Source organism: Flavobacterium sp. HJJ (assembly GCF_015351475.1).
Lineage (GTDB): Bacteria > Bacteroidota > Bacteroidia > Flavobacteriales > Flavobacteriaceae > Flavobacterium > Flavobacterium marginilacus.
Genome location: NZ_JADKPR010000009.1, coordinates 64,626 through 88,270 on the forward strand (window position 1 = coordinate 64,626; position 23,645 = coordinate 88,270).

Consider the following 23,645-nt stretch of genomic DNA (forward strand, 5'->3'; position numbering starts at 1 on the left):
GTTTGTCATTCCGACGGAGGAGGAATCTCCGTTAGAAGCTCGACAAAGATTGGAGATTTTGATAGCGGAATTACTTGCGGGGATTCCTCCTCCGTCGGAATGACAAGCTTGCCGAATTGTTTAGCTTTAAAAAAAGTCATTTGCAGAAACGCGGAATGACAAATTTCACGGATGATCACAAAACCAATTCTTCGAACAAGCGCTGAATCGTTTTGTCTAAATCATCACAGAAACCGGAATGCGGCCTTGAAGTTTGTATAGACGAGCTTCGGATAGCAGTTAACCAGCGAAAACGGGACGGAATATCAAACTCGCCGATAGGTCCTCCGGCTTTGCCTCCCTGGGCTATTTTTTGAAAAGATTCCAAATTCAATTCGAGTTGTTCAAGGTCAAAATCTTCAGAGAACAACAACAATTTAGTTTCATTGACTGAATAAAGCATTTTTATAAATTTTGCCTTTTTGCAAAACAGAATAATGCCCACATTCAGGAATTCTTCACGCTCAACCCTTGGCACAACGCGAACAACGGCATACTCATATAAGTTTTTCTCTTGCATTTTCGGCTTCGTTTATAAAGATTTCTGAATGATTCAATCTAGTCCATAAAAACTGAAAATATACGCCTCTAATTTCGTCTGGAGTCTGTTCACTGTCTTCCCAATGGAGCCAGTCTTCTGGAATATAATTAACAATATCCTGCAGGATTTCTTTGGTGAGCAGTTTTTTAAAAGCATCATCTGTTTCTTTCAACAGACTTGCTTCCGGCAGTAAAACATGATCTTTTATTAATGCAAAAGGACTTTTGGCATGCGTTTCCCAGCTGTTCCAGGAGTGATGAAAATACAAGGACGCACCGTGATCAATAAGCCATAATTCTTTGTGCCAGATAAGCATATTAGTATTTCTGAAAGTACGGTCAACATTGGTAATAAAAGCATCCAGCCAAACAATCTGCGAAGCTAAATCCGCAGGAAGTTTTGTCACCACGGGATCAAAAGTAATCGCTCCAGATAAAAAATGCAAAGCCAGATTCAGCCCCTGACTGCCCTGAAGCAGATCCTGAATTTCCTCATCGGCTTCGGTACGTCCAAAAGCTTCATCAAGGTTAGCAAACACCAATTCGGGCATTTTGAGGTTTAAGACTCTTGCGATTTCTCCGCCAATTAATTCGGCGATTAGGGCTTTTACACCATGCCCGGCACCTCTGAATTTTAAAACATATTTAAAATCATCATCGGCTTCGGCAAGAGCCGGCAGTGAACCGCCTTCCCGCAGCGGTGAAATGTAACGCGTAACATTTACTGTTCTTAATTCAAGTGGTTTTCTCATAATTCAATTCATGAACTACAAACTTACAAATAACAATTTTCTTTTATATGACTATCCTTAACTAATCACGGCATTCGCTTTTAAAAGTTTCTGACACTAATTACACTAATCTGCACGAATTAAGATTGCTGTTTAATTACATAAAATATTCGAAACTGTAAAAAGTTGTAAAATTTGATTTCATTTTTGATAAGAATTAGTGTTAATTGGTGAAATTCGTGTTTATCTTTTTTTAAATGCGAATGCCGTGTTAACTAATACCAAACAGATCGAATTAACCGCAGATTAAAAAAATAATGAAATCTGTGAGAATCTGTGTAATCAGCGGCGAAAAAAAAATACATGTATTATTTTTGGACAGTCATATTCTTTTAAAATACTATGCAGTAAAGAAACTAAGATTTTAAGATTTAATTAAATTATCAAAATCATTAGACAATTAAACCAATTAGACCTTCTATTAAACGATTTTCTCCCCCTTAGCATTCTTCAAAAAACTTATATTTGTAATCCATACACTTCTAAATATTTTCTTATGAAATATAAATTCACAGCATTGTATCAGCAATACTTTCTGGCTTTAGTGCTTCTTTTAGGTACTAATTCATTTGCACAAAAATTAGAAAAATTCTTTCCTGCAAAAGATTTAACTTCTGTGGGAGTTTACTATTATCCTGAACATTGGGATCCTTCGCAATGGGAGCGTGACTTTCAAAACATGGAAAAAATGGGTTTTGAATTCACTCATTTTGGAGAATTCGCCTGGGCGCAACTGGAGCCGGAAGAAGGAAAATACGATTTCAAATGGCTCGATAAGTCATTGGAACTGGCCGAAAAATATCACCTGAAAGTTGTTATGTGTACTTCGACCGCGACACCTCCTGTATGGCTTGTCCGCAAACATCCTGAAGTGCTTGCTACTAATGAAGACGGTACCAAAATGGATCATGGCACACGCCAGCATGCCACTTTCTCCAGTAATTACTACCGCTCTTATTCGATGAAAATGATTGCTGAACTCGCCAAAAGATATGGTAATGACAAACGTATTATGGGCTGGCAGATTGATAATGAACCACGCCGTTTTCTGGATTATGGAAAAGATGCTCCGCAGCGCTATCGTGACTGGCTGAAAGACAAATACAAAACTATTGGTACGCTTAACGAAGCATGGGGCAACAATTTCTGGAGCGGCACTTACAGCAGTTTTGACGAAATCAATATTCCGCTGCATTCAGTGTGGGGAATGAATCTGCACTCTCAGCTTGATCATTACCGTTTTGCCGACAATGAAACGGCAACCTTCTTGGACGACCAGGCCAAAGAAATCCGTAAATTCTCAAATCCAAATCAATGGATTACTTCCAATTATATTCCAATGTATGATGTGGGTTATGTAGGACAGAGCAAAGAACTTGATTTTGTCAGCTACACCCGATACATGGTTTATGGCAGCGATCTTGGCATTGGCCCAAAAGGCTTTCGCGTAGGAGAATATTCCAGAATCCCGATGTCTAATGATTTTTTCCGTCCGCTGAAAGGCGCTTACGGCGTGATGGAACTGCAGCCAGGACAGGTAAACTGGGGAAGCATTAATCCGCAGCCATTACCTGGAGCAATACGCATGTGGCTGTGGCATGTATTCGCAGGCGGAAGCAAATTTACCTGTACCTACCGTTTTCGTGCACCTTTATACGGCTACGAGCAGTATCATTACGGAATCGTAGGAACGGACGGTGTTACTCCTACTACCGGCGGATTGGAATTTAGCCAGTTTATCAAAGACATCAATACGCTCCGCAAAAAATATGATGCCAAAGCGCAATTACCAAAAGCTTATCTGCAGCGCAAAACCGGAATTTTATTCAATGCTGATAATGTAATGGGAATTGAATTAAACAGACAGACCAATCAATGGAATACAATAGGCCATTTTACAAAATACTATAAAGCCGTAAAATCGTTTGGAGCTCCTGTAGATTTTGTACGTGACACTACTAATTTTTCAAATTATCCTGTATTAATTGTCCCTGCCTATCAAATGATTGACCAGCAGATGATTGACAAACTGACTGCGTATGCACAAAATGGCGGAAACTTAGTATTAAGCTGCCGTACAGGAATCCAAAACCGAAAAGGACACCTTTGGGAAGCTAAATTTTATCAGCCGATGTGGAATTTAATTGGTTCTGAAATTGAATCTTATGATCTATTAATGCCACAATCTCCTGATAAAATCAAATTCAACAATCAGGAATTTGAATGGACAAGCTGGGGCGATTTACTGAAACCTAATAAAGGAACAGAAGTATGGGGAACTTTTCAGGGTGACTTTTATGCCGGAACACCGGCAGTTACTTCTCGTAAATTAGGCAAAGGAACTGTGACTTATATTGGTGTTGATTCAAAAAAAGGAGATCTTGAAAAACAAGTTTTAACTAAATTGTATCAGCAGCAGAACATTCCGATTGAAAATTACCCAGAAGGTGTAACGACAGAATACCGCGATGGTTTTGGAATTGCAGTCAATTATTCTGACAAGGTGTATGAAATGAAACTCCCAGCCAATGCTGAAATAATCATTGGAACACCATCAATGAAAACTGCCGATGTATTGGTCTGGAAATATAAAAACTAGTTAAAAAAATTAACCATTAAGATATTAAGAATCATTAAGCTTAATATCTTAATGGTTTAAAAAGAATCATTTTCCGAATTGGCTCTTATCTATTGGTTCAAATAAAAAATTGGAATCTTTAAACTCCAATGTTCCTTTTACATAGAAAGGTATGGTCATATAAGTAGAAATTAATCCCGTTCCTAATTTTAATTTCTGATTGCGCTGCAGTAAAACAAAAGGAGCTCTTTTTATATCGCCGCCATACGATCTGTAACAAAAATCACCCCGCAAAGTATCACCAATCCTGTTCCCTCTAACGGCTCCTGAATCTTTCCCCAAAAGACCGTATCGGATTTCATATTCTCCATAAAATGTATTTTCTGTAAATACCATTGACAGAAAAGCTGTTGAATCTCCTTTTGAAGCTTTGTAAAATTTTCTAAAAGTTTTGTTCTGCTTTTTATTACAGCTATGCAGTAAAAAAATCACAGCAGTTATAAAAAACAGCTTCTTCATTATGTTTCTTTTTGTATCCATTTATTTCAAATGCAATTGACAGGACAAAGATAAAATATCAAAATGCAAGCCAGAACTGTTTTTTATAATTTTCAATAACTTCTTTCGAAAAATTAAGCACTCCTAGAATCACCAGTTAAAAAAAAAAAATGAGAACTCTCCATTGAAAAATAATTAGCCGCGATTCATACAATTAAAATTAATTTCAAACAAAAGCATCTTGCTTGAATTTAACAAGGGGTCATACCAGAATTTTAAGTATTATTTTCAAGATCACCCCTGTTTTCAGCAGGGTATCATTCTCAAAAAACATCTCAATTTTCAGCCTCTAATTATTGCATACATAAATAGTCAAAATTCTGTTAAAACCTTTGATTTTACTGGACTTTCCCATAAATTTACCAACATGAAAACAGCACGCAAAATAGCATTTTATACCGTTTGCTTACTGCTTACCCTTACTTGGGCAGCGCCGTCTGTTTCTACTATTATAAAAACAGCTTCCGAAAAGAAAGCTTCTGATAAAAAAGAAGCAGTGCCTGAAGGAAAATCAGAAGTGGAAGAAAAAACATTCGAAATAGTTTTAGACTTCCCAGCAACTTTCAGCTTTCCTTTTCACATTATACCTTCGACTGAACTGCACTTTAGCAAAGTGGATGCCATACCACAATCAGTAATTTTGGATTTAACAAATCCACCACCTGAATTTTATTTAACTGCCTAAAATCAGCTATTCGAAACCTGTAAGGTTTGGAACAGACTTTTATACAATTAAATTTAAATTCAAACATACATATGAAAACGATATTCACACTTGCACTTGCTTTATTTACCTCTTTAATATTTGCTGATTCTCACATTATTGTAAAACAAAATGGAGAAAAACTAGAAGTAAATTATGTTACCACAAAAGACAACACTGTTTTTTATTCGCTTCCAGGAAGCAGTACTGTTAACGAAATCAGTCTTTTTGCTATTGAAAAAGTGATTGATAAGAAGACAAATTCAATACTTATTGACAATCGCAAAGCAGATGTTTCTGGTAAAACCGGATATAAAAATGTACAGATTATAACAAACAGTCAGGCCAACGGTTTATATCAGGGAACAGCTTTGAAAACCACAATCCACAAACCAAAAGGACAGATGAAATCTGATTGGATTGCAGATGCTTCAATCAGAATAAAAAAACAAGCTGCCAAACAAGGTTTTCCTTTTGTTGTGATTACCAATCAAACTGATTCTCAATTAGAAGCTGTTGCATATAATTATTAAACTGCATTTTTTTAAAGAATTCCAAAGAGGCAAGTTAATTCTTGTCTCTTTTTTTGCAAACAATTTAAACCTTTAAACGATTAAACAGTTTAAACAAGCCTAAGACTCCAAACTCAAATACGCTTTCCCAAGATAGTCAATAATTGATGAAGCAATAAAAGACTGATAACCTGTTTCCGGCAGCGCAATATCAGCGGTCAATCCATGCAGATAAACACCTAATATAGCTGCATCACAAGGTTTATACGACTGCGCCAAAAGGCTGGAAATTATACCTGTCAGCACATCACCGCTCCCTGCGGTTGCCAGAGCAGCATTTCCTGAAGTGTTGAGATAAACCATTTCACCGTCTATGATGTAAGTCGGCGCTCCTTTCATTACAATAATCACTTGATTGACTAACGAAAAAGCAATAGTTTTTTGAAACATTTCTGCCTCTGAATGCCATTTACCAATCAGCCGTTCCAGTTCTTTGGGATGCGGTGTCAAAATAGTTTTAGGCGAGACCAACGCCATCCAAGACGGATTATGCGCCAAAATATTTAATGCATCGGCATCAATAACCATCGGAACACTTTTATTCGACAAAAAATCATGAAACGCTTTCTGAGTTTCAATATGCAGTCCCATTCCAGGACCGATTCCGATGGCATTTGGTTTTAAATCAAAACGAATATCCGAAAGATGATTTTCATCAGTATCGGTTATTACCATCAGTTCTGGATTTGAAATTTGAACAATCTGATAACCGCATTTTGGCACAAAAGCAGTTACGAGTCCACAGCCAGTTTTCAGTGCAGCTTTACCAGCCAGACATACCGCTCCTATCTTTCCATAACTACCGCCAATTATCAGAGCGTGTCCCTGCAGGCCTTTATGCGTGAGCTTCGCAATAGGTTTATAGCGTTTTAAAATTTCGTTTCTATCAATAGAAATTGGAGCATTCATAAGTTTGATTTTTTCTATTAAAAGTACGAAAATTTGATAGGATTCAATGTTTTTAATTTAACCGCAAAACGCGAAAATTTAGTGCAAAGTCCTCAAAACTTTACTAACCTTGCATTTTTAATTATTAAAACTAAGCTTTTCTTTACGTCCATTATGACCAAATCCAAAAAAAATCCCTTTAGGCTAGAAATCTTGGAATATTTATAAGACCTTTGCACGCTTTTTAGAAATTAAAAAAATCATCGACTGATGAAAAAGAAAATAGAAATTTTAGCGCCTGCAAAAGATTTAATTCACGGTATAGCAGCCATTAACAGCGGTGCCGATGCTGTTTATGTGGGTGCTCCTCAATTTGGTGCGCGTTCCAATGCTACCAACTCTATTGAAGATGTTGCTGCTTTGGTAGAATATGCTCACCTGTACAATGTTCCGGTTTTTGTGGTAATCAACACCATTCTTTACGACAACGAACTGGAAACCTGCCGTCAGATGATCTGGAAATTGTATGATATTGGTGTCGATGCATTGATTATTCAGGATATGGCCATTATGGAAATGAATCTCCCTCCTATCATTCTGCATGCGAGCACACAGGCCAATAACCGAGACGCTGACAAAATGAAATTCCTTGCCGATGCCGGAATCAAACGTGTGGTTTTGGCCCGCGAACTGAATCTGCACCAAATCAAAGAAATCAGCAATGCTACTGATGTGGAATTGGAATTCTTTGTAACCGGAGCTTTATGCGTTTCTTTCAGCGGAAACTGTTACATGAGTGTTGCCAATGGAGAACGTTCTGCTAATCGCGGTTCCTGCGCGCAAAACTGCCGTTTGCCCTACAACCTTATTGACGGTCACGGAGAAACACTTATCAAAAGTACCCACTTACTTTCGATCAAAGATTTTGATGTTTCGAACGAAATTCCAAGTTTAGTAGAAGCTGGTGTTTGTTCTTTCAAAATCGAAGGGCGTTTGAAAGACATCGTTTATGTAAAAAACAACGTGTCCTACCTTAGACAAAAACTGGATAATTTTCTTGAAGGTAATGACAAATATACCAAAGCTTCTTCGGGTAAATGCACTTACACTTTTGATTCAGCTTTGAACCGTACATTTAACCGCGGTTATACCGATTATTTTGTAAATGAACGCCACGATACAATTGGTTCTTGGGAAAGTCCAAAATCCAAAGGGCAATACATTGGAAAATTAATTAAAACCATTGGAGGCGCTTACCAAATTGAAAATGGAGAACTGCTCAATAATGGTGACGGACTTTGTTTCATAAACGATAACAATGAAGCAGAAGGAATTTATGTGAATAAAGCAGAAAATGGTTTGGCATATCCAAACGTTCTGAAAGAAATTAAAGACGGAACTTTTATATACCGCAACAATGACGCTGCTTTCATCAGAATTGTAGAACGTGAAGACAGTGCAGTCCGTAAAATAAGCACTACTTTGTTATTGTTCGAAAACGAAACTGGTTTTGAACTGCTTGCCACCGATGAAGACGGCAATACAAGTTCGGTTCAATTGGCGCATCCAAAAGAGCAGACCAAAAACAATCAATCCATTGAAGAAAACATCAAAGCACAATTGGCAAAAACAGGTTTTACACCTTACACAGCCGATGAAATAACGATTCAGTTTTCGGATAATTGGTTTTTACCTATTTCAAAAATCAATGAAATGCGCAGAACGGTGTACGAACAATTGTCTGAAACTCGTTTGAAAAACTACAAACGCGAAGAACGCAAAATCGAAAAAACAAGTCATCCATACCCAGAAACCAAATTGGATTTCATGTATAACGTTTCGAACAAACTGGCACGTAAATTCTATGAGCGTCACGGCGTTACCGAAATAGAAAAAGCATTTGAACTGCAGTGGGATCCCGGAAAATCTCGTGTGATGACAACCAAATACTGCATCAAATACGAGCTGGCCAAATGTCCAAAATACCATAAAGACACTATGGAAGGCAAACTGAAAGAGCCTTTGGTACTGAAACAGGGAGAATTGGAATACAAACTAAAATTCAACTGCAAACCGTGCGAAATGGAGATTTGGGAAAAAGATGCCGAATTTGAAATTGAGGAAGATTAACAAAAAATCTCTTTTTATAGATACACCAAAACTACAAAGAAAAGGAAACTTTACTTTGTAGTTTTTTGTTTTTGATTTAAATTTAACAAAACTTACTTCCTTAAAAATCAAAACAATAATCTCTTTTTCATTAACTTTATAATTAAAATAAATCAGATTCATCTTATATTTATGCTTGAATTTTAATTTCCTTCTTTATAATAATTTTAAAATTGAGATAAAATGAAAAAAGTATTGTTCTTAACCGGTGACTTCACCGAAGATTATGAAACTATGGTTCCGTTCCAAATGCTGGAAATGGTTGGTTACACTGTTCATGCCGTCTGCCCTGACAAAAAGAAGGGAGACACCATAAAAACTGCCATTCACGATTTTGAAGGCGACCAGACTTATACTGAAAAACCTGGACACAACTTCGCTTTAAATTACAGTTTTGATGATGTTAATGCAAACGATTATGACGGATTGGTCATTGCAGGCGGAAGAGCTCCAGAATATTTGAGATTGAACAGCAAAGTAATCGAAATAACAAAACATTTCTTTGACACTAATAAACCTGTTGCTGCCATCTGTCACGGCATCCAGATTTTAACGGCTGCCAACGTAGTACAAGGCCGAAAACTTACCGCCTACCCAGCCGTTGGTCCAGAAGTAACTTTGGCTGGTGGTGAGTTCCAATCCATTCCGGTAGATGGAGCATTTGTTGACGGTAATCTGGTGACTTCACCGGCCTGGCCTGCGCATCCAAGTTTCATCAGAGAATTTCTAAAAATTATGGGAGCAAAAATTGAAATTTAAAAAGAAATCTAATAATACATTCTGAGAACTACAGCTTAAGACAATTTCGCTGTAGTTTTTTTTACCTTTGGACAATAAATATATAGACTTTAAAATTATTCTTCATGATTACAAAAGCTGCCTCAGATGATATTCCGGCATTAGAAAAGTTAATCAATTCTGCATATCGCGGTGAAACTTCAAAAAAAGGATGGGCTACCGAAGCAGACCTTTTAGCAGGTAAAAGAATTACTTTAGATCAGCTGAATGAAATATTTAAAGATAAAAACAATACTATTTTAAAATTTACAGAAAACAATCAAATCATCGGATCGGTTTTGCTTACTGATAAAGGAGACAAACTCTATCTGGGAATGCTGGCTATTTCACCTGAACTGCAGAATAAAGGCATTGGAAAGAAAATTTTACATGAAGCCGAAGTTCATGCACGTTCGTTAGGTTTATCCAAAATCGTAATGACTGTAATCACGATTAGAGAAAAATTGATTGAATGGTATAACCGCCATGGGTATATCGACACTGGAGTAAGAGAACCTTTTGCGCTCAATGATGCAGATACCATAATTACAGACCGGCATCTGGAATTTGCAGTCTTAGAAAAAACACTTTAGCATTAATCCGTATTAATTATTATTTCATAAATTAGTAAAAAAAACACTAATTATGAAAACATTAGATCAATGGTTTGAAGAATATGCAGTAAGTCATCAAAATCCAAAAAACAAAGCAATACACTATGTCTGTGTACCGGCGATTTTCTTTTCTATTGTGGGATTATTGATGAGTATTCCGAGCGTTTTTTTAACTAATTTACTGCAATTGAACCAGCCAATAATCGAAAACTGGGCTGCAGTTATTTTGGTATTTGTATTATTCTTTTACCTCCGATTATCCGTTACAATGGCTGTTAAAATAGCGATATTTTCGATTCTGTGCTTAGTCATTAATTATTACATTAGTCAGTTTGTTCCGCTTTGGGCATTTTCAATAGCCGTTTTTGTTGTGGCTTGGATCGGACAGTTTTACGGACATAATATAGAAGGTAAAAAGCCGTCATTTCTTAAAGACATTCAGTTTTTATTGATTGGCCCAGCCTGGGTTGCTGAAAATTTATTTTCTAAGAAATAATAAGATTTCATTTTCTATTTTAACTGGCAATAGTTTTTTTGGCTATTAAAACTCCGCAATCTTTTTATAAAATTGCATACCCTGCCTAATTTCATTCAATATTATAAAAGAAATCATTAAAAGTAATAGTTAAAACCAAAAAGGGTTTTCTTCTTTAATAGAGAAATCTAAATTACATTTTGATTTCTCAACAAACAATCCTTTTACATAAATAGCTTAATATTTCTGATTTTCAATAATTTAAACAAAACCAACAATTTCTACTAAAATGCATTGTGTAAGGGATAGTAAATAAAACAATAGTTTCTGAAAAACTAAATATTTCTTAAGGAAGTTAAAATCAATATTCTTTTTTAAGCACTCCATTAGATGTGCTTTTTTATGCTGATTTGCCTTTTTAATTAGATACTTTACAGGCTTTTTTCCAAGTATATCATTGCTTTCAAATTAATGAAACGATCTAGGCTTAAATAAAATTTGAAAAATAAAAACCGACCATTTCAAAGTAAACTAATGAAATAGTCGGTTTTTTCAAATTTAAACATTTGAAAAATTTCACTTGCTTTTTACTCTCTAATCATTTTTAATTCTTTAAGCATAGATTCTAAATATATGATAGCATTTATGAGGTCTGGCGTATCTGCAAATGGAGCAAGTGATCTTTCAAATTTTTCAGTCCCTTCCAAAAAAACCTTAATATTTTCTTGTTGATTTTCTACTAGCTTAATATTATTTGAAGTACTAGGAATTCCAAGATCATTTATAGAGACACCGCGTTTATTTGTTAATGCAATGAATGGGACTCTATTTATGATTATATTAATTCTTTCAATATACAAATCAATCAATTCCCCTTTCTTCATTTTTTCAAGCTCGGCTTTTTGATGATACTTCTTAACTATTGCTGAAGAACTAATAAGACTTTTTGTTACTCCTGTTGATTGTGCATTGATGCTGTTTACTGCTATTATAATTAAAAAGGATAAAAAGATATTTTTTTTCATAATTATTTAAAGGATTTTAATTTAATGTTTTCTGAAATACTTGCTCAATTTTTTAGTGATGCCTTATTTAATACAAATTGACTGCATTACAATACTCTTTTTAATATTAAAATTTAATTGCTTTTAAATATCAATCATCTTATTATTAACATCCTGTTTTATATGTATTAGGCGGCATTTAAAAAAATTATATGCTGTTTTTAAAACTTGTCACTACTAGATTCATTTTTAATTTTAAATTCATTTAATCTTTTTTAAGGTTTGTAATTATTTTCAATTTAGATATTACAAAGTAAACCTATATTTGTACGATTAAAGTTGACAGTCGTCAATCCTATATTAAATAATTTATTTATGGCCTTTGAAATTTTAAAATACTCTTTTAAAAGCAACCTACTTTTGGGTTCAATAGAACCTGATTATATGTTAAAATTAGAAGGAATAAAGAGTGTTGAATTGTTTACTAAAAATGATGTTTTGTATGAGCAGGGTTCAGAACCAAAGGCAGTATACCATCTAAGAAAAGGAAAGGTAAAAATAGAGCAGCTTGGTCAAGATGGTAAAACCAGAATTGTTTATGTATATATTCATGGTGATTTTTTTGGTTTTAGACCTTTGTTAAGCAATGAAAAACATCCAGTAACCGCAATTTTTCTTGAAGATAGTGAAATTGAGATTTATGAGGGAAATGAATTCATTAAAATTGCCAAAGAGTCCTCTAATTTATCATTTAATTTAGTCGAAATTTTAAGTTTTGAATTTAATGTTTGGATTAACTTGATTTCATCGCTTTCACACAAATCTGCAAAAGAAAAAATTGCTTTAATTTTGTTAATATTAAACGAAAAGTATAGAAATGAAGATGGGATATCTGAAATCATTATGACTAAATCTGACATTTCAAAATACAGCGAAACATCAAAAGAAACAGTGGTCAGAGTTATTGGTTACTTAGAAAAACAAGGTGTATTAATAAATAAGGGCAGAACTTTTGAAATTATAAACCATAAAATACTTGAAATTATTGCTGAGGGATTTTAGAAAATTTAATTTTAAAATAAGTTTCAATGATTTAGCAAAAATAACATCATATATTTATGATAATCAAATTGAAGCACCAAAATGGTTTCAAAACCAATTTTAACAAAACGGTCAAGCTGTGAGAAGAGGTCAAGGCATGGTAAATGGGTGGTAAAACTAACTAATCTCTCCTTAAGTATCCTACATTCAGTTTTTTAAACACTTCGAAAACATAATAATACACTATTCCAAAAAGCTATATTTTGAATATTTATAACCATTGTCAGGCAAAATAAAAGCTATAAATTAGCACTTTAATTTTTATATAAAAAAACAAATGAAAAATACTGCTTTAACGCACATACATGAGGGTTTGGGAGCGAAAATACTGCCGTTTGCCGGGTACAATATGCCTATTCTTTATGAAGGGGTAAATGCAGAACACGAAACGGTTCGAAATGCAGTAGGTGTTTTTGATGTATCGCATATGGGCGAATTTATACTTTCGGGTCCAAATGCATTGGCTTTGATTCAAAAAGTGACTTCGAATGATGCATCAGCTTTAACAATCGGGAGAGCCCAATATTCCTGTCTGCCTAACAATGAAGGCGGAATTGTAGATGATCTGATTATCTATAAAATTAAAGAAGAACAATATTTACTGGTAGTAAATGCATCGAATATTGATAAAGACTGGAATTGGATTTCGGCACATAACGATTTAGGCGTTGAGATGAAAAATTTATCTGATGATTATTCTCTTCTCGCAATCCAAGGACCAAAAGCGGTTGAAGCGATGCAGTCTTTATCTTCTATCGATTTGTCTGCAATTACTTATTACCATTTTGAAGTGGCTGATTTTGCAGGTTTTCCGCATGTTATTATCTCGGCAACGGGTTATACAGGTTCAGGCGGATTTGAAATCTACTGCAAAAACTCGGAAGTTGAAACGATCTGGAACAAAGTTTTTGAAGCTGGAGCTTCATACGGAATCAAACCAATTGGTTTGGCCGCCAGAGATACACTCCGTTTGGAAATGGGATTCTGTCTATACGGTAACGATATCAACGACACTACTTCTCCGCTTGAAGCCGGCTTGGGATGGATTACTAAATTTACTAAAGAATTCACCAATTCAGATAATCTGAAAAAACAGAAAGAAGCTGGTGTTACCAAAAAATTAGTAGCTTTTGAAATGCAGGAACGTTCTGTTCCAAGACACGATTACGAGATCGTTGATGCTTCAGGAAACATAATAGGCATTGTAACCTCGGGAACTATGTCACCATCCATGAACAAAGGAATTGGTTTAGGCTATGTTACCACGCCAAACAGTGCTGTTGACAGTGATATTTTTATCCGAATCAGAAAAAATGATGTTCCTGCCAAAGTAGTAAAACTTCCTTTTTATAAAAAATAATATGACTATCCGTGACTAATACCAAATCGATAAAATTGGCCACAGATTATAAAGATTAACACAGATTTCTAAAAAATACATGTAAAATCTGTGAGAACCTGTGTAATCTGTGGCAAAAAAACATTTAGTATGCTTTGCGGATAGTCATATAAAATAATTTCTTTTTTAGAAGATTCTGAGAATCTAAGGCTCATTTTATTATAATTTGATAAATAAAAAATAACTTGAAAAGGATATTTTTTATTTTAAAGCTAGAAACTTAGTAACTTAGAATCTTGGTAATTAACAAGAAAGACATTTACATGAAAAAAACTGCACTAGTATTGCTATTGTCTACATTCTCACTATTTGCTCAAAATAGCAGTACTAGTTGTGAAATTTTGCTCAAAATAAACACATTACTCCAAAAAGAACATTACAGACCAAAGCCGGTGAACGACAGTTTATCGGCTTATGTTTTTGATGAATTATTAAACAATTTAGATCCTGCAAGAAACATTTTCTTAAAATCACAAGCAGATTCACTTGCAAATAAATACCGGTTTCAGCTGGATGATCTTATCTTAAAAAAAGACTGTTCCTTTTTGGACGATATCAAAAGCGAATACAGAAAATCACTTTTAAGAAACAAAGCGGTATTAGAGAAACTTAAAACTGAAACTATAAATTTCGGTACTAAAGACACCATTCGTTTTCAAAAGAAAGATTTCACTTTTTATCTAAAGGCAAATGAAGTGCAGAAAGCCTGGAATAAAAAAATCCGTTATGAAATATTTGATGATATTGCCGGAAAAAGTAAAAAATTAGACTCACTCAAACTCAATTTCAATTCGATGAGTCTTAAATCTCAAAACAGCATTATCGAAAATGAACTCTGCAAAATCAATGTATCATTAACCAGCAGTAAACTTTTCGAAGATGATTTTTATAATATTTTCTGTGTCTATTTTGACCCGCATACCAATTATTTCAGCAATGACACTAAATCCAGTTTTGTTTCGACTTTATCCAAAGAAAAACTTTCACTTGGATTAGAAGTCAGCTTAAATGAAAAAAACGAAATCAATGTAATTGAAATTGATCCAAACGGCCCTGCTTTTAAGACTGGTAAAATCAAAAAAGGAGATCAGATATTAGCTATTTCCAATCAAAAAGAAACCCTCGAAGTTTCATGTTCTTCATTAGAATCGATTGCGACAATGATGTCTTCAGAACTAAACACAAACCTAACTTTAACACTTAAGCGAAATTCTGGCAAAAACTTCAAAGTAACCATTGAAAAGCAGGTTTTGAAAGACGAAGAAAATACCGTTTACAGTTTTATCGCTGATAAAGACATCAAAGTCGGCTATATAAAAATACCCAGCTTTTATTCCAACTTTGAAGAAGAAAACAGCAAAGGATGCGCACAGGATGTTGCAAAAGAAACAGTAAAACTACTGCGGGACGATGTAAAAGGACTAATTCTTGACCTTACTGACAATGGAGGCGGTTCAATGGAAGAAGCTGTAAAATTAGCAGGATTATTTATAGACCGCGGTCCTATTTCGATAGTAGCAGACAATAAAAAACAATTATCAGTAATAAACGACCCGTATAAAGGCGTTATCTACAAAGGTCCTATAGTGATTATCATCAATGGAAATTCAGCTTCAGCAAGCGAATTTTTTGCCGATATAATGCAGGATTATAATCGTGCCATTTTGATAGGAAGCACCTCATTGGGTAAAGCAACTATGCAGACCATCCTTCCTTTGGAAGAAAATGATGATCAGCATTTTATAAAATTAACGGTAAGCAAATTTTACAGAATCACCGGCAAAAGCCATCAGGGCGTTGGTGTTGTTCCTGATGTACTCATTCCTACAGTTTATCAGGATGTTTTTCAGAAAGAAAGCGAATTTCCAACAGCCTTAAAAAATGACTCCTTAAAATCCAGAATCCGGTTTACGCCATATGTAAGCAATGAATTAATCGAATCGCTTGCTAAAAAAAGCAGAAACAGAGTTGCACTGGATCCTTATTTTAATTCCATTATTGCACTCAATTCAAATATTGACACTATAATCAACAAAGCAAAATTTGAAATACCAATGACCTTAGATGCCATTTTTGAAAATCAGGCCGGCATCAACATTTTATCTGAGGAAATCAATAATTTCTCTACAGATAACCTCAGCTTAAACGTATATAATTCTGAATACAACAAATCGTTACTCCTGCTCTACCCGTCGCTTACAGAATACAACAAAATACAGCTCGACAGCTTAAAATCGAATCATTATCTGAATGAGTCAATTTCAATTATATCAGACTATATGACAATGAGAAAGACTAATTAACATATTTTGCAAAAAGATTTTTCCATAGCTTTTGGAAAAATAAGGAATAGCTGTATTTTTGTAATTCAAAATAAAACAATCAATGGGAAGAGCATTTGAATTCCGAAAAGGTAGAAAAATGAAACGCTGGTCTGCAATGGCCAAAGCATTTACCAGAATTGGTAAAGATATTGTAATGGCTGTAAAAGAAGGAGGTCCAAATCCTGAAGCCAATTCAAGACTAAGAGCTGTTATTCAAAATGCTAAGGCAGCCAACATGCCAAAAGACAATGTTGAAAGAGCCATCAAAAAAGCAACAGATAAAGACACTGCAAATTACAAAGAGGTTTTATTTGAAGGATATGCTCCGCATGGTATTGCCCTTTTGATAGAAACTGCCACAGACAACAACAACAGAACAGTTGCTAACGTAAGAAGTTATTTCAATAAATGCAATGGAACTCTAGGAACCCAAGGTTCTGTAGAATTTATGTTTGACCACACCTGTAACTTCAGAATTCCTAAAGAAGGAATTGATCCTGAAGAATTAGAATTAGAGTTAATCGATTTTGGTGCAGAAGAAGTTTTTGAAGACGAAGACGGCATCTTAATTTATGCTCCTTTTGGAAGTTTTGGAACTATCCAAAAAGAATTGGAAAACAGAAGTTTAGAAATATTATCTTCTGGTTTTGAAAGAATCCCTCAAATCACAAAAAAACTAACTGAAGCTGAAATGGCTGACGTAGAAAAATTAATTGAAAAAATGGAAGAGGATGATGACGTAATGAACGTGTATCATACTATGGAAGAATAAAAAAACCAGACAGGCATAACAATAACAAAAGGCTCCAGGTCATACCGGAGCTTTTTTTTACGTCAAAACCATAAAAAAAGCCACAGATTAAATTCTGCGGCTTTTTGATATCTAAAAAAATATTATTTAATAAATTCTATTTTTTGCTCTTCTTCTTCGTTAACACTGTCAAAAAATCCCTGATCGTTCATCCAGTCATCACTAAACACTTTACTCATATAACGCGAACCGTGATCAGGAAAAATTGCCACTACATTACTGTCGGCTCCAAATTCCCCTTCCTCTGCATACTGTTTGATTGCCTGCATTACCGCTCCTGAAGTATAACCTACAAACAAACCTTCTTTTCGGGTTACTTCTCTTGCGGAATGAGCACTTTCTTCATCTGATACTTTGATAAATTTATCAATGATATCAAAATCAGTCGCCGAAGGAATCAGATTTTTACCTAAACCTTCTATTCTATATGGGTAAATTTCGTCACTGTCAAATTCTTTGGTTTCGTGGTATTTTTTCAAAACCGAACCAAATGCATCAACTCCAAGTATTCTAATGTTTGGATTCTGTTCTTTTAGATATTTTGCGGTTCCTGAAATTGTTCCTCCAGTTCCGCTGCAAGCAACAAGGTGAGTAATTTTACCATTAGTCTGTTTCCAAATTTCCGGCCCTGTTGACTTATAATGCGCATCAATATTTAATTGATTGAAATATTGATTAATGTAAACCGATCCTTTGGTTTCTTCGTGCAGTCGTTTTGCTACATTGTAATAAGACCGATCGTCATCTGCAGATACGTGGGCAGGGCAAACATAAACCTTCGCACCCAGGCTCCTTAACATATCGATCTTGTCTTTTGAAGATTTTGAACTTACTGCCAGAATACAGTTGTATCCTTTTATAATACTTACCATTGCTAAACTAAAACCAGTATTACCTGATGTGGTTTCGATAATGGTATCGCCTGGCGACAAAATTCCTTGTTTTTCTGCTTCTTCTATAATATACAAAGCAATTCTATCTTTCGAAGAATGACCCGGATTAAAGGATTCTACTTTTGCATAAAAATTACCTTCTAAATTCTCGGTTATATTGTTTAGTTTAATAAGCGGCGTATTCCCTATTAACTCTAAAACATTATTATAAGCATTTATTTCTTCTTTCATAAAAAAATAGTTTATCTGAGAGCATTTTTTAATAGACCCCGATATTATGCAAATCTAACAAAAAAAATCTAATTAGATTTTAATTTTCTCTAAATCTAATAAAAAACTATACTCTTTTGCCAATTCCTTAATTGCTTCAAAGCGGCCAGAGGCTCCGCCGTGTCCTGCATCCATATTTGTATCCAAAAACAAGAGATTATTATCTGTTTTTAAAGCGCGTAATTTAGCCACCCACTTAGCTGGTTCCCAGTATTGTACCTGAGAATCATGCAATCCTGTGGACACATACATATTCGGATATTTTTGCGGAAGCACATTATCATAGGGTGAGTACGACAGCATATAATCATAATATTTTCGAACATTCGGATTCCCCCATTCATCATATTCTCCAGTGGTAAGCGGAATACTGTCATCAAGCATCGTAGTAATAACGTCCACAAAAGCGACTTGAGCGATAACACCATTATACAATTCGGGTGCTGTATTCACTACAACTCCCATCAGCAGACCACCTGCAGAACCGCCTTCGGCATACAAATGCTGCGGTGAAGTATATTTTTCTGCTATTAAAAATTTAGAACAATCTATAAAATCGGTAAAAGTGTTTTTCTTTTTCAATAATTTCCCATCCTCATACCATTGTCTTCCTAAATCTTCACCTCCGCGTATGTGGGCGATTGCAAAAATAAATCCTCTGTCCAGCAGTGTCAGCCGGGTTGATGAAAAAGCGGCATCCATAGAATGCCCGTAAGAACCGTAAGCATACTGAAGCAGCGGATTAGTACCGTCTTTTTTCAGGCCTTTTTTATACACCATCGAAATTGGAATTTTCAACCCATCTTCTGCGGTCGCCCAAACACGTTCTTCAACATAGTTGTTTTTATCAAATTTACCGCCTAAGACTTCCTGCTCTTTCTTAATTTCTTTGGCTTTTGTCTTCATATTAAAATCAATAATTGACGACGGTGTTGTCATAGACTGGTATCCGTAACGCAATATTTCGGTATCAAAATCAACATTGGAACTTGTGTAAGCGGTATACGTTTCACTTTCAAAAGGCAGATAATACTCCCCTTCTCCGCTCCAGGGCATAATCCGGATTTTATTCAGGCCGTTTTCACGTTCTTCTACAACTAAGAAATCTTTGAAAATCTCAATATCTTCCAGCAAAACATCGTTTCGGTGTGCAATAACTTCAACCCAATTGGCTTTTGAAGTTTTATTCACCGGAGTTTTCATCAGTTTGAAGTTCTCAGCTTTATCCTTATTGGTCATAATATAGAAACTGTCTTCATAATGACTAATACTGTATTCCAATCCACGGACACGTTTCTGAAAAATCCTAAATTCACCGTCAGGATTATCTGCTTCAAGAATTTGGTATTCTGTAGTTAAAGTACTGTTAGATTCAATAGCTAGATATTTCTTCGATTTGGATTTTGCAATTTCAACATTGAAAGTTTCATCTTCCTCAAAATACACCAAGACATCATCTGCCTGCTTAGTTCCTAATTTATGTTTAAAAATCTTATCCGAACGAAGGGTTACATCGTCTTGATCAGAATAAAAAATAGTCTTATTATCATTGGCCCAGACAGCGCTTCCGGTAACATTTTCTATTTTATCTTCTAAAATTTCACCTGTTTCCAGATTTTTTATCTGAATGGTATAAATTCTTCTCCCGACAATATCACAGCTGAAAAGTGCCAATTTATTATCCGGACTGATACTTAATGCTCCCAGCTGAAAATAGGACTTATCCTTAGCCATTTCATTACAGTTGAACAGTATTTCTTCTTTTGCGGTAAGACTTTCTTTTTTTCGGGAATAAATTGGGTAATTCTGCCCTTTTTCGTAACGGGTGATATAATAATACCCATTGTAGAGATAAGGAACCGATTGGTCGTCTTCCTTAATTCTGCTTTTCATTTCTTCAAAAAGTGCAGTTTGAAAATCTTTGGTATGGGCCGTTTTTTCCTGATAATAAGCATTTTCCTGATTCAGATAGTCAATAACTTCAGGGTTTTCCCGGTCGTTTAACCAAAAATAATTATCGATTCTGACTTGGTTAAATTTCTTTAATTTCTTAGGGATTATCTTAGCTACGGGAGGTAAACTGTTTTCTGACATTGTTTTCGGTTGGTTTTAACAATTTGATGCAAAAGTAACACAAAGCAATTTTAAAACGGATTCGTTTTTTATCTTATTTAACTTAATTAAAAATCAAATTCAGTAATTTTGTTTTTCAATAATTTAAAAGACAACAAAATGGATTTAATGGGAATGATGGGAAAACTTAGAGAAACCCAACAAAAAATCGAAGATACTAAAAAACGTTTAGACACCGTGCTTATTGACGAACAAAGCAGCGATAATTTATTAAAAGTGACTTTGACCGCCAATTCAAAAATAAAATCAATCACCATTGATGATTCCCTTTTGGAAGACAAAGAACAACTGGAAGATTACTTGATTTTGGTACTAAACAAAGCCATCGAGAAAGCTTCTAAAACAAATCAAGCTGAATTGGACGCTGTCGCAAAAATGGATATGCCGATGATTCCAGGAATGGACAATCTTTTTAAATAGTTTAGTCCTTAGCCAGAATTTCAAACCATAATCAAAAAAGCGAATAAAACTTAATATTAAGTTTCATTCGCTTTTTCATCTAAGGACTAAATACTTAACAGGTAAGTACTAAATAACAATCTTCTGCAGAGTTTCCAAAACATAAGTATGCATCACTTCTTTATAGTCCAGATGCGTCACGATTCGGAGTTTCCCATGTCCGAGTGAGCTAATTAAAATATTTTTCTCTTTCAGTTTTTCGATAAGCAGTCTTTCGCTAAGCCCTTCACGCACCGAAAAAATCAAAATATTGGTTTCCACTGGTTCGATACTGTCTATCCATGACAGTCTTGACAATACAGTTGCTATTTCTTTAGCTCTTCTATGATCATCGAGCAATTTGGCGATATTATGATCCAAAGCAAAATTTCCGGCTGCCGCCAAATAACCTACTTGACGCATACCGCCTCCCAATATTTTGCGAACACGCAATGCTCTGTGAATGGTTTCTTTATCTCCTAAAAGCACAGATCCAATTGGTGCTCCCAGTCCTTTAGACAAACAAACTGAAACCGTATCAAATAATGCTCCAAATTCCCTTGGATGCTGCTTTTTGGCAACAACGGCATTCCAGATTCTAGCACCGTCCAAATGAAATTTTAAAGCATTGGCATCACAAACAGCTTTTATTTTTTTTAATTCTTCAAGATCATAGCAGGCTCCGCCTCCTTTATTAGTGGTATTTTCCACACATACTAAACTTGTCAGCGGACTGTGGTAAAACTCCGGATCATTAATTGCACCTGCCACTTGTTCAGCTGTGATCATTCCCCTGTTTCCGTCCAGCAGACAGCAGGAAACTCCGCTGTTGAACGAAACTCCGCCTCCTTCATAATTGTAAACATGAGCATATCTGTCAGCAATTAACTGTTCGCCAGGCTGCGTATGCAGTTTAATTGCTGTTTGGTTTGCCATAGTTCCCGACGGAAAAAAAAGCCCAGCTTCCATACCAAACATTCCTGCCAATCTCGCTTCAAGAGCAATAACCGTAGGGTCCTGCTTATACACATCATCACCCACTTGGGCATTGAACATATACTGCAGCATCTCCAAAGAAGGCTTGGTAATCGTATCGCTTATCAAATTTATTTCCATAATCTAAAAACTATATCCTATTTTTGTAACTCAAAACTAGTAAAATTATTATTAGGAGCTAATCCTGCTATCCGTTATAATCTTTTCTATTTTTAAGAAAAAACAGAAAAGGATTTTCACTGCTGCCAGGACTAAAAAACTGCTGACCCAATAATTTTGCGATACAAAATTACTATAAATTTATGACAACTACCGAACAAATAAAAGGTATTGTAGAACGCCTTGGTGCGTTGAGGAGGTATCTTTGACGTCGATGCCAAACTTATCGAAATTGCTAACGAAGAAGAGAAAACCTTCGCTCCCGACTTTTGGAACAACGCCAAAGAAGCCGAAGCTCTTGTAAAAAATCTTAGAAGTAAAAAGAAGTGGATTGAAGATTACAACAAAGCTGTTGATATGACAGACGAGCTGCAGCTTGCCTATGATTTTTACAAAGAAGGTGAGTTTTCTGTTGAGGAATTGGACCATCAGTACGCTATTGCTGAAAATCATATTGAAGCGATAGAATTCAAAAACATGCTTTCGGAAGAAGGTGACAGTTTAAGTGCTGTTCTTCAAATTACAGCCGGTGCCGGCGGTACCGAAAGCTGTGACTGGGCTTCGATGCTCATGCGGATGTACATGATGTGGGCTGAAAAAGAAGGTTACAAAATCAGGGAACTAAATTATCAGGAAGGTGATGTGGCAGGAATAAAAACTGTGACACTAGAAATTGAGGGCGATTATTCTTTTGGATATTTAAAAGGTGAAAACGGCGTGCACCGTTTGGTACGTATTTCTCCTTTTGACAGTAATGCCAAAAGGCATACATCATTTGTTTCCGTTTATGTATATCCGCTTGTTGACGACACCATCGAGATTGAAATCAACCCAGCTGACATAGAAATCACAACCGCCCGTTCCAGTGGTGCCGGAGGACAGAACGTGAACAAGGTTGAAACCAAAGTACAGCTGACCCACAAACCCACAGGTATTCAGATTCAGTGTTCGGAAACGCGTTCACAGCACGATAACAGAAACCGGGCTATGCAGATGCTTCGTTCTCAATTGTATGAAATTGAACTAAAAAAACAGCAGGAACAGCGCTCTGACATTGAAGCAGGCAAAATGAAAATCGAGTGGGGTTCACAAATACGCAACTACGTGATGCAGCCTTATAAACTGGTGAAAGACGTAAGAACGGGACAAGAAACCAGTGACGTTGACAGCGTTATGAACGGAAACATTGACGGATTCCTAAAAGCCTACCTAATGATGATGGGACAGCGTGAAGAAGAATAGTTTTCAGTTAATCAATTAACAAATTATAGAAAAAATGCCTTTCAAATCTGAAAGGCATTTTCTTTTACTTGACAAATAGTACGCAAATACCACTAAACAAACTATTTATCAAGCAACTCAAAAAAATAAGTAACACATTTAAAGTAAAAAAAATATAAAAACATAGAAAAA

21 protein-coding genes are annotated in these 23,645 nt (G+C 35.3%); 13 read left to right on the top strand and 8 right to left on the bottom strand.

Features of this window, described 5'->3' with window-relative positions:
• Positions 1-175 precede the first annotated feature (175 nt).
• The gene (locus tag IRZ80_RS09155; RefSeq protein WP_194641258.1) at positions 176-559 is read right to left on the bottom strand and encodes a DUF3037 domain-containing protein; all 384 of its coding nucleotides are present in this window, start codon (positions 557-559) and stop codon (positions 176-178) included.
• On the bottom strand, positions 537-1,331 hold the full coding sequence (locus tag IRZ80_RS09160) for a HipA family kinase (RefSeq protein WP_194641259.1): 795 nt from the start codon (positions 1,329-1,331) through the stop codon (positions 537-539). The genes IRZ80_RS09155 and IRZ80_RS09160 overlap by 23 nt, the downstream gene beginning before the upstream one ends.
• A gap of 535 nt (positions 1,332-1,866) precedes the next feature.
• Here IRZ80_RS09160 and IRZ80_RS09165 point away from each other — a divergent pair.
• Positions 1,867-3,969, top strand: a complete 2,103-nt coding sequence (locus IRZ80_RS09165) for a beta-galactosidase (protein WP_194641260.1) — start codon at positions 1,867-1,869, stop codon at positions 3,967-3,969.
• Between the two features lie 66 nt (positions 3,970-4,035).
• On the opposite strand, the gene IRZ80_RS09170 is transcribed toward IRZ80_RS09165, so the two are convergent.
• A complete protein-coding gene (locus tag IRZ80_RS09170; RefSeq protein ID WP_194641261.1) occupies positions 4,036-4,467 on the bottom strand; it encodes a hypothetical protein in 432 nt (143 codons plus the stop codon).
• Between the two features lie 406 nt (positions 4,468-4,873).
• On the opposite strand from IRZ80_RS09170, the gene IRZ80_RS09175 reads away from it, so the two are divergent.
• Positions 4,874-5,191: a hypothetical protein gene (locus tag IRZ80_RS09175; RefSeq protein WP_194641262.1), complete on the top strand. Its 318-nt coding sequence runs from the start codon at positions 4,874-4,876 to the stop codon at positions 5,189-5,191.
• Positions 5,192-5,262: 71 nt separating this feature from the next.
• The gene (locus tag IRZ80_RS09180; RefSeq protein ID WP_194641263.1) at positions 5,263-5,742 is read left to right on the top strand and encodes a hypothetical protein; all 480 of its coding nucleotides are present in this window, start codon (positions 5,263-5,265) and stop codon (positions 5,740-5,742) included.
• Positions 5,743-5,841: 99 nt separating this feature from the next.
• Here IRZ80_RS09180 and IRZ80_RS09185 read toward each other — a convergent pair whose 3' ends face one another.
• A complete protein-coding gene (locus tag IRZ80_RS09185) occupies positions 5,842-6,690 on the bottom strand; it encodes an NAD(P)H-hydrate dehydratase (RefSeq protein ID WP_194641264.1) in 849 nt (282 codons plus the stop codon).
• 249 nt (positions 6,691-6,939) lie between these two features.
• Here IRZ80_RS09185 and IRZ80_RS09190 point away from each other — a divergent pair, with 249 nt between their 5' ends.
• The 4 genes from IRZ80_RS09190 to IRZ80_RS09205 all read left to right on the top strand — a co-directional run bounded on the left by IRZ80_RS09190 (position 6,940) and on the right by IRZ80_RS09205 (position 10,725).
• Positions 6,940-8,799 (top strand): peptidase U32 family protein, encoded by a 1,860-nt coding sequence (locus tag IRZ80_RS09190; protein WP_194641265.1) that lies wholly within the window; start codon positions 6,940-6,942, stop codon positions 8,797-8,799.
• A 222-nt stretch (positions 8,800-9,021) separates the two neighbouring features.
• Positions 9,022-9,597, top strand: a complete 576-nt coding sequence (locus tag IRZ80_RS09195; protein WP_194641266.1) for a DJ-1/PfpI family protein — start codon at positions 9,022-9,024, stop codon at positions 9,595-9,597.
• A 104-nt stretch (positions 9,598-9,701) separates the two neighbouring features.
• Positions 9,702-10,208, top strand: coding sequence for a GNAT family N-acetyltransferase (locus IRZ80_RS09200; protein WP_194641267.1), 507 nt, complete (start codon positions 9,702-9,704; stop codon positions 10,206-10,208).
• A gap of 52 nt (positions 10,209-10,260) precedes the next feature.
• On the top strand, positions 10,261-10,725 hold the full coding sequence (locus IRZ80_RS09205) for a DUF962 domain-containing protein (RefSeq protein ID WP_194641268.1): 465 nt from the start codon (positions 10,261-10,263) through the stop codon (positions 10,723-10,725).
• A gap of 566 nt (positions 10,726-11,291) precedes the next feature.
• On the opposite strand, the gene IRZ80_RS09210 is transcribed toward IRZ80_RS09205, so the two are convergent.
• Positions 11,292-11,729 (bottom strand): hypothetical protein, encoded by a 438-nt coding sequence (locus IRZ80_RS09210; RefSeq protein WP_194641269.1) that lies wholly within the window; start codon positions 11,727-11,729, stop codon positions 11,292-11,294.
• A 354-nt stretch (positions 11,730-12,083) separates the two neighbouring features.
• Here IRZ80_RS09210 and IRZ80_RS09215 point away from each other — a divergent pair, with 354 nt between their 5' ends.
• The 4 genes from IRZ80_RS09215 to IRZ80_RS09230 all read left to right on the top strand — a co-directional run bounded on the left by IRZ80_RS09215 (position 12,084) and on the right by IRZ80_RS09230 (position 17,304).
• Positions 12,084-12,770 carry a Crp/Fnr family transcriptional regulator gene (locus IRZ80_RS09215; RefSeq protein WP_194641270.1) on the top strand — a complete coding sequence of 229 codons (687 nt, stop codon included), beginning with the start codon at positions 12,084-12,086 and terminating at the stop codon, positions 12,768-12,770.
• A gap of 316 nt (positions 12,771-13,086) precedes the next feature.
• Positions 13,087-14,169 (top strand): glycine cleavage system aminomethyltransferase GcvT, encoded by a 1,083-nt coding sequence (gene gcvT / locus IRZ80_RS09220; RefSeq protein WP_194641271.1) that lies wholly within the window; start codon positions 13,087-13,089, stop codon positions 14,167-14,169.
• 302 nt (positions 14,170-14,471) lie between these two features.
• Positions 14,472-16,511, top strand: a complete 2,040-nt coding sequence (locus IRZ80_RS09225) for a S41 family peptidase (RefSeq protein ID WP_194641272.1) — start codon at positions 14,472-14,474, stop codon at positions 16,509-16,511.
• Positions 16,512-16,593: 82 nt separating this feature from the next.
• On the top strand, positions 16,594-17,304 hold the full coding sequence (locus tag IRZ80_RS09230) for a YebC/PmpR family DNA-binding transcriptional regulator (RefSeq protein ID WP_194641273.1): 711 nt from the start codon (positions 16,594-16,596) through the stop codon (positions 17,302-17,304).
• Positions 17,305-17,426: 122 nt separating this feature from the next.
• On the opposite strand, the gene IRZ80_RS09235 is transcribed toward IRZ80_RS09230, so the two are convergent.
• Positions 17,427-18,467, bottom strand: a complete 1,041-nt coding sequence (locus IRZ80_RS09235; protein WP_194641274.1) for a PLP-dependent cysteine synthase family protein — start codon at positions 18,465-18,467, stop codon at positions 17,427-17,429.
• 72 nt (positions 18,468-18,539) lie between these two features.
• The gene (locus IRZ80_RS09240) at positions 18,540-20,600 is read right to left on the bottom strand and encodes a S9 family peptidase (RefSeq protein ID WP_194641275.1); all 2,061 of its coding nucleotides are present in this window, start codon (positions 20,598-20,600) and stop codon (positions 18,540-18,542) included.
• 138 nt (positions 20,601-20,738) lie between these two features.
• Here IRZ80_RS09240 and IRZ80_RS09245 point away from each other — a divergent pair, with 138 nt between their 5' ends.
• Complete coding sequence (locus IRZ80_RS09245; protein WP_194641276.1) at positions 20,739-21,059, top strand: YbaB/EbfC family nucleoid-associated protein; 321 nt, start codon at positions 20,739-20,741, stop codon at positions 21,057-21,059.
• Between the two features lie 108 nt (positions 21,060-21,167).
• Here IRZ80_RS09245 and IRZ80_RS09250 read toward each other — a convergent pair whose 3' ends face one another.
• Positions 21,168-22,193 (bottom strand): threonine aldolase family protein, encoded by a 1,026-nt coding sequence (locus tag IRZ80_RS09250; protein WP_194641277.1) that lies wholly within the window; start codon positions 22,191-22,193, stop codon positions 21,168-21,170.
• A 182-nt stretch (positions 22,194-22,375) separates the two neighbouring features.
• On the opposite strand from IRZ80_RS09250, the gene prfB reads away from it, so the two are divergent.
• Positions 22,376-23,474, top strand: a protein-coding gene (gene prfB, locus IRZ80_RS09255; protein WP_194641278.1) for a peptide chain release factor 2 whose coding sequence is annotated in 2 segments (ribosomal slippage) — positions 22,376-22,438 and positions 22,440-23,474 — 1,098 coding nt in all. Because the reading frame shifts where the segments join, the coding sequence is not laid out codon by codon here.
• Positions 23,475-23,645 lie beyond the last annotated feature (171 nt).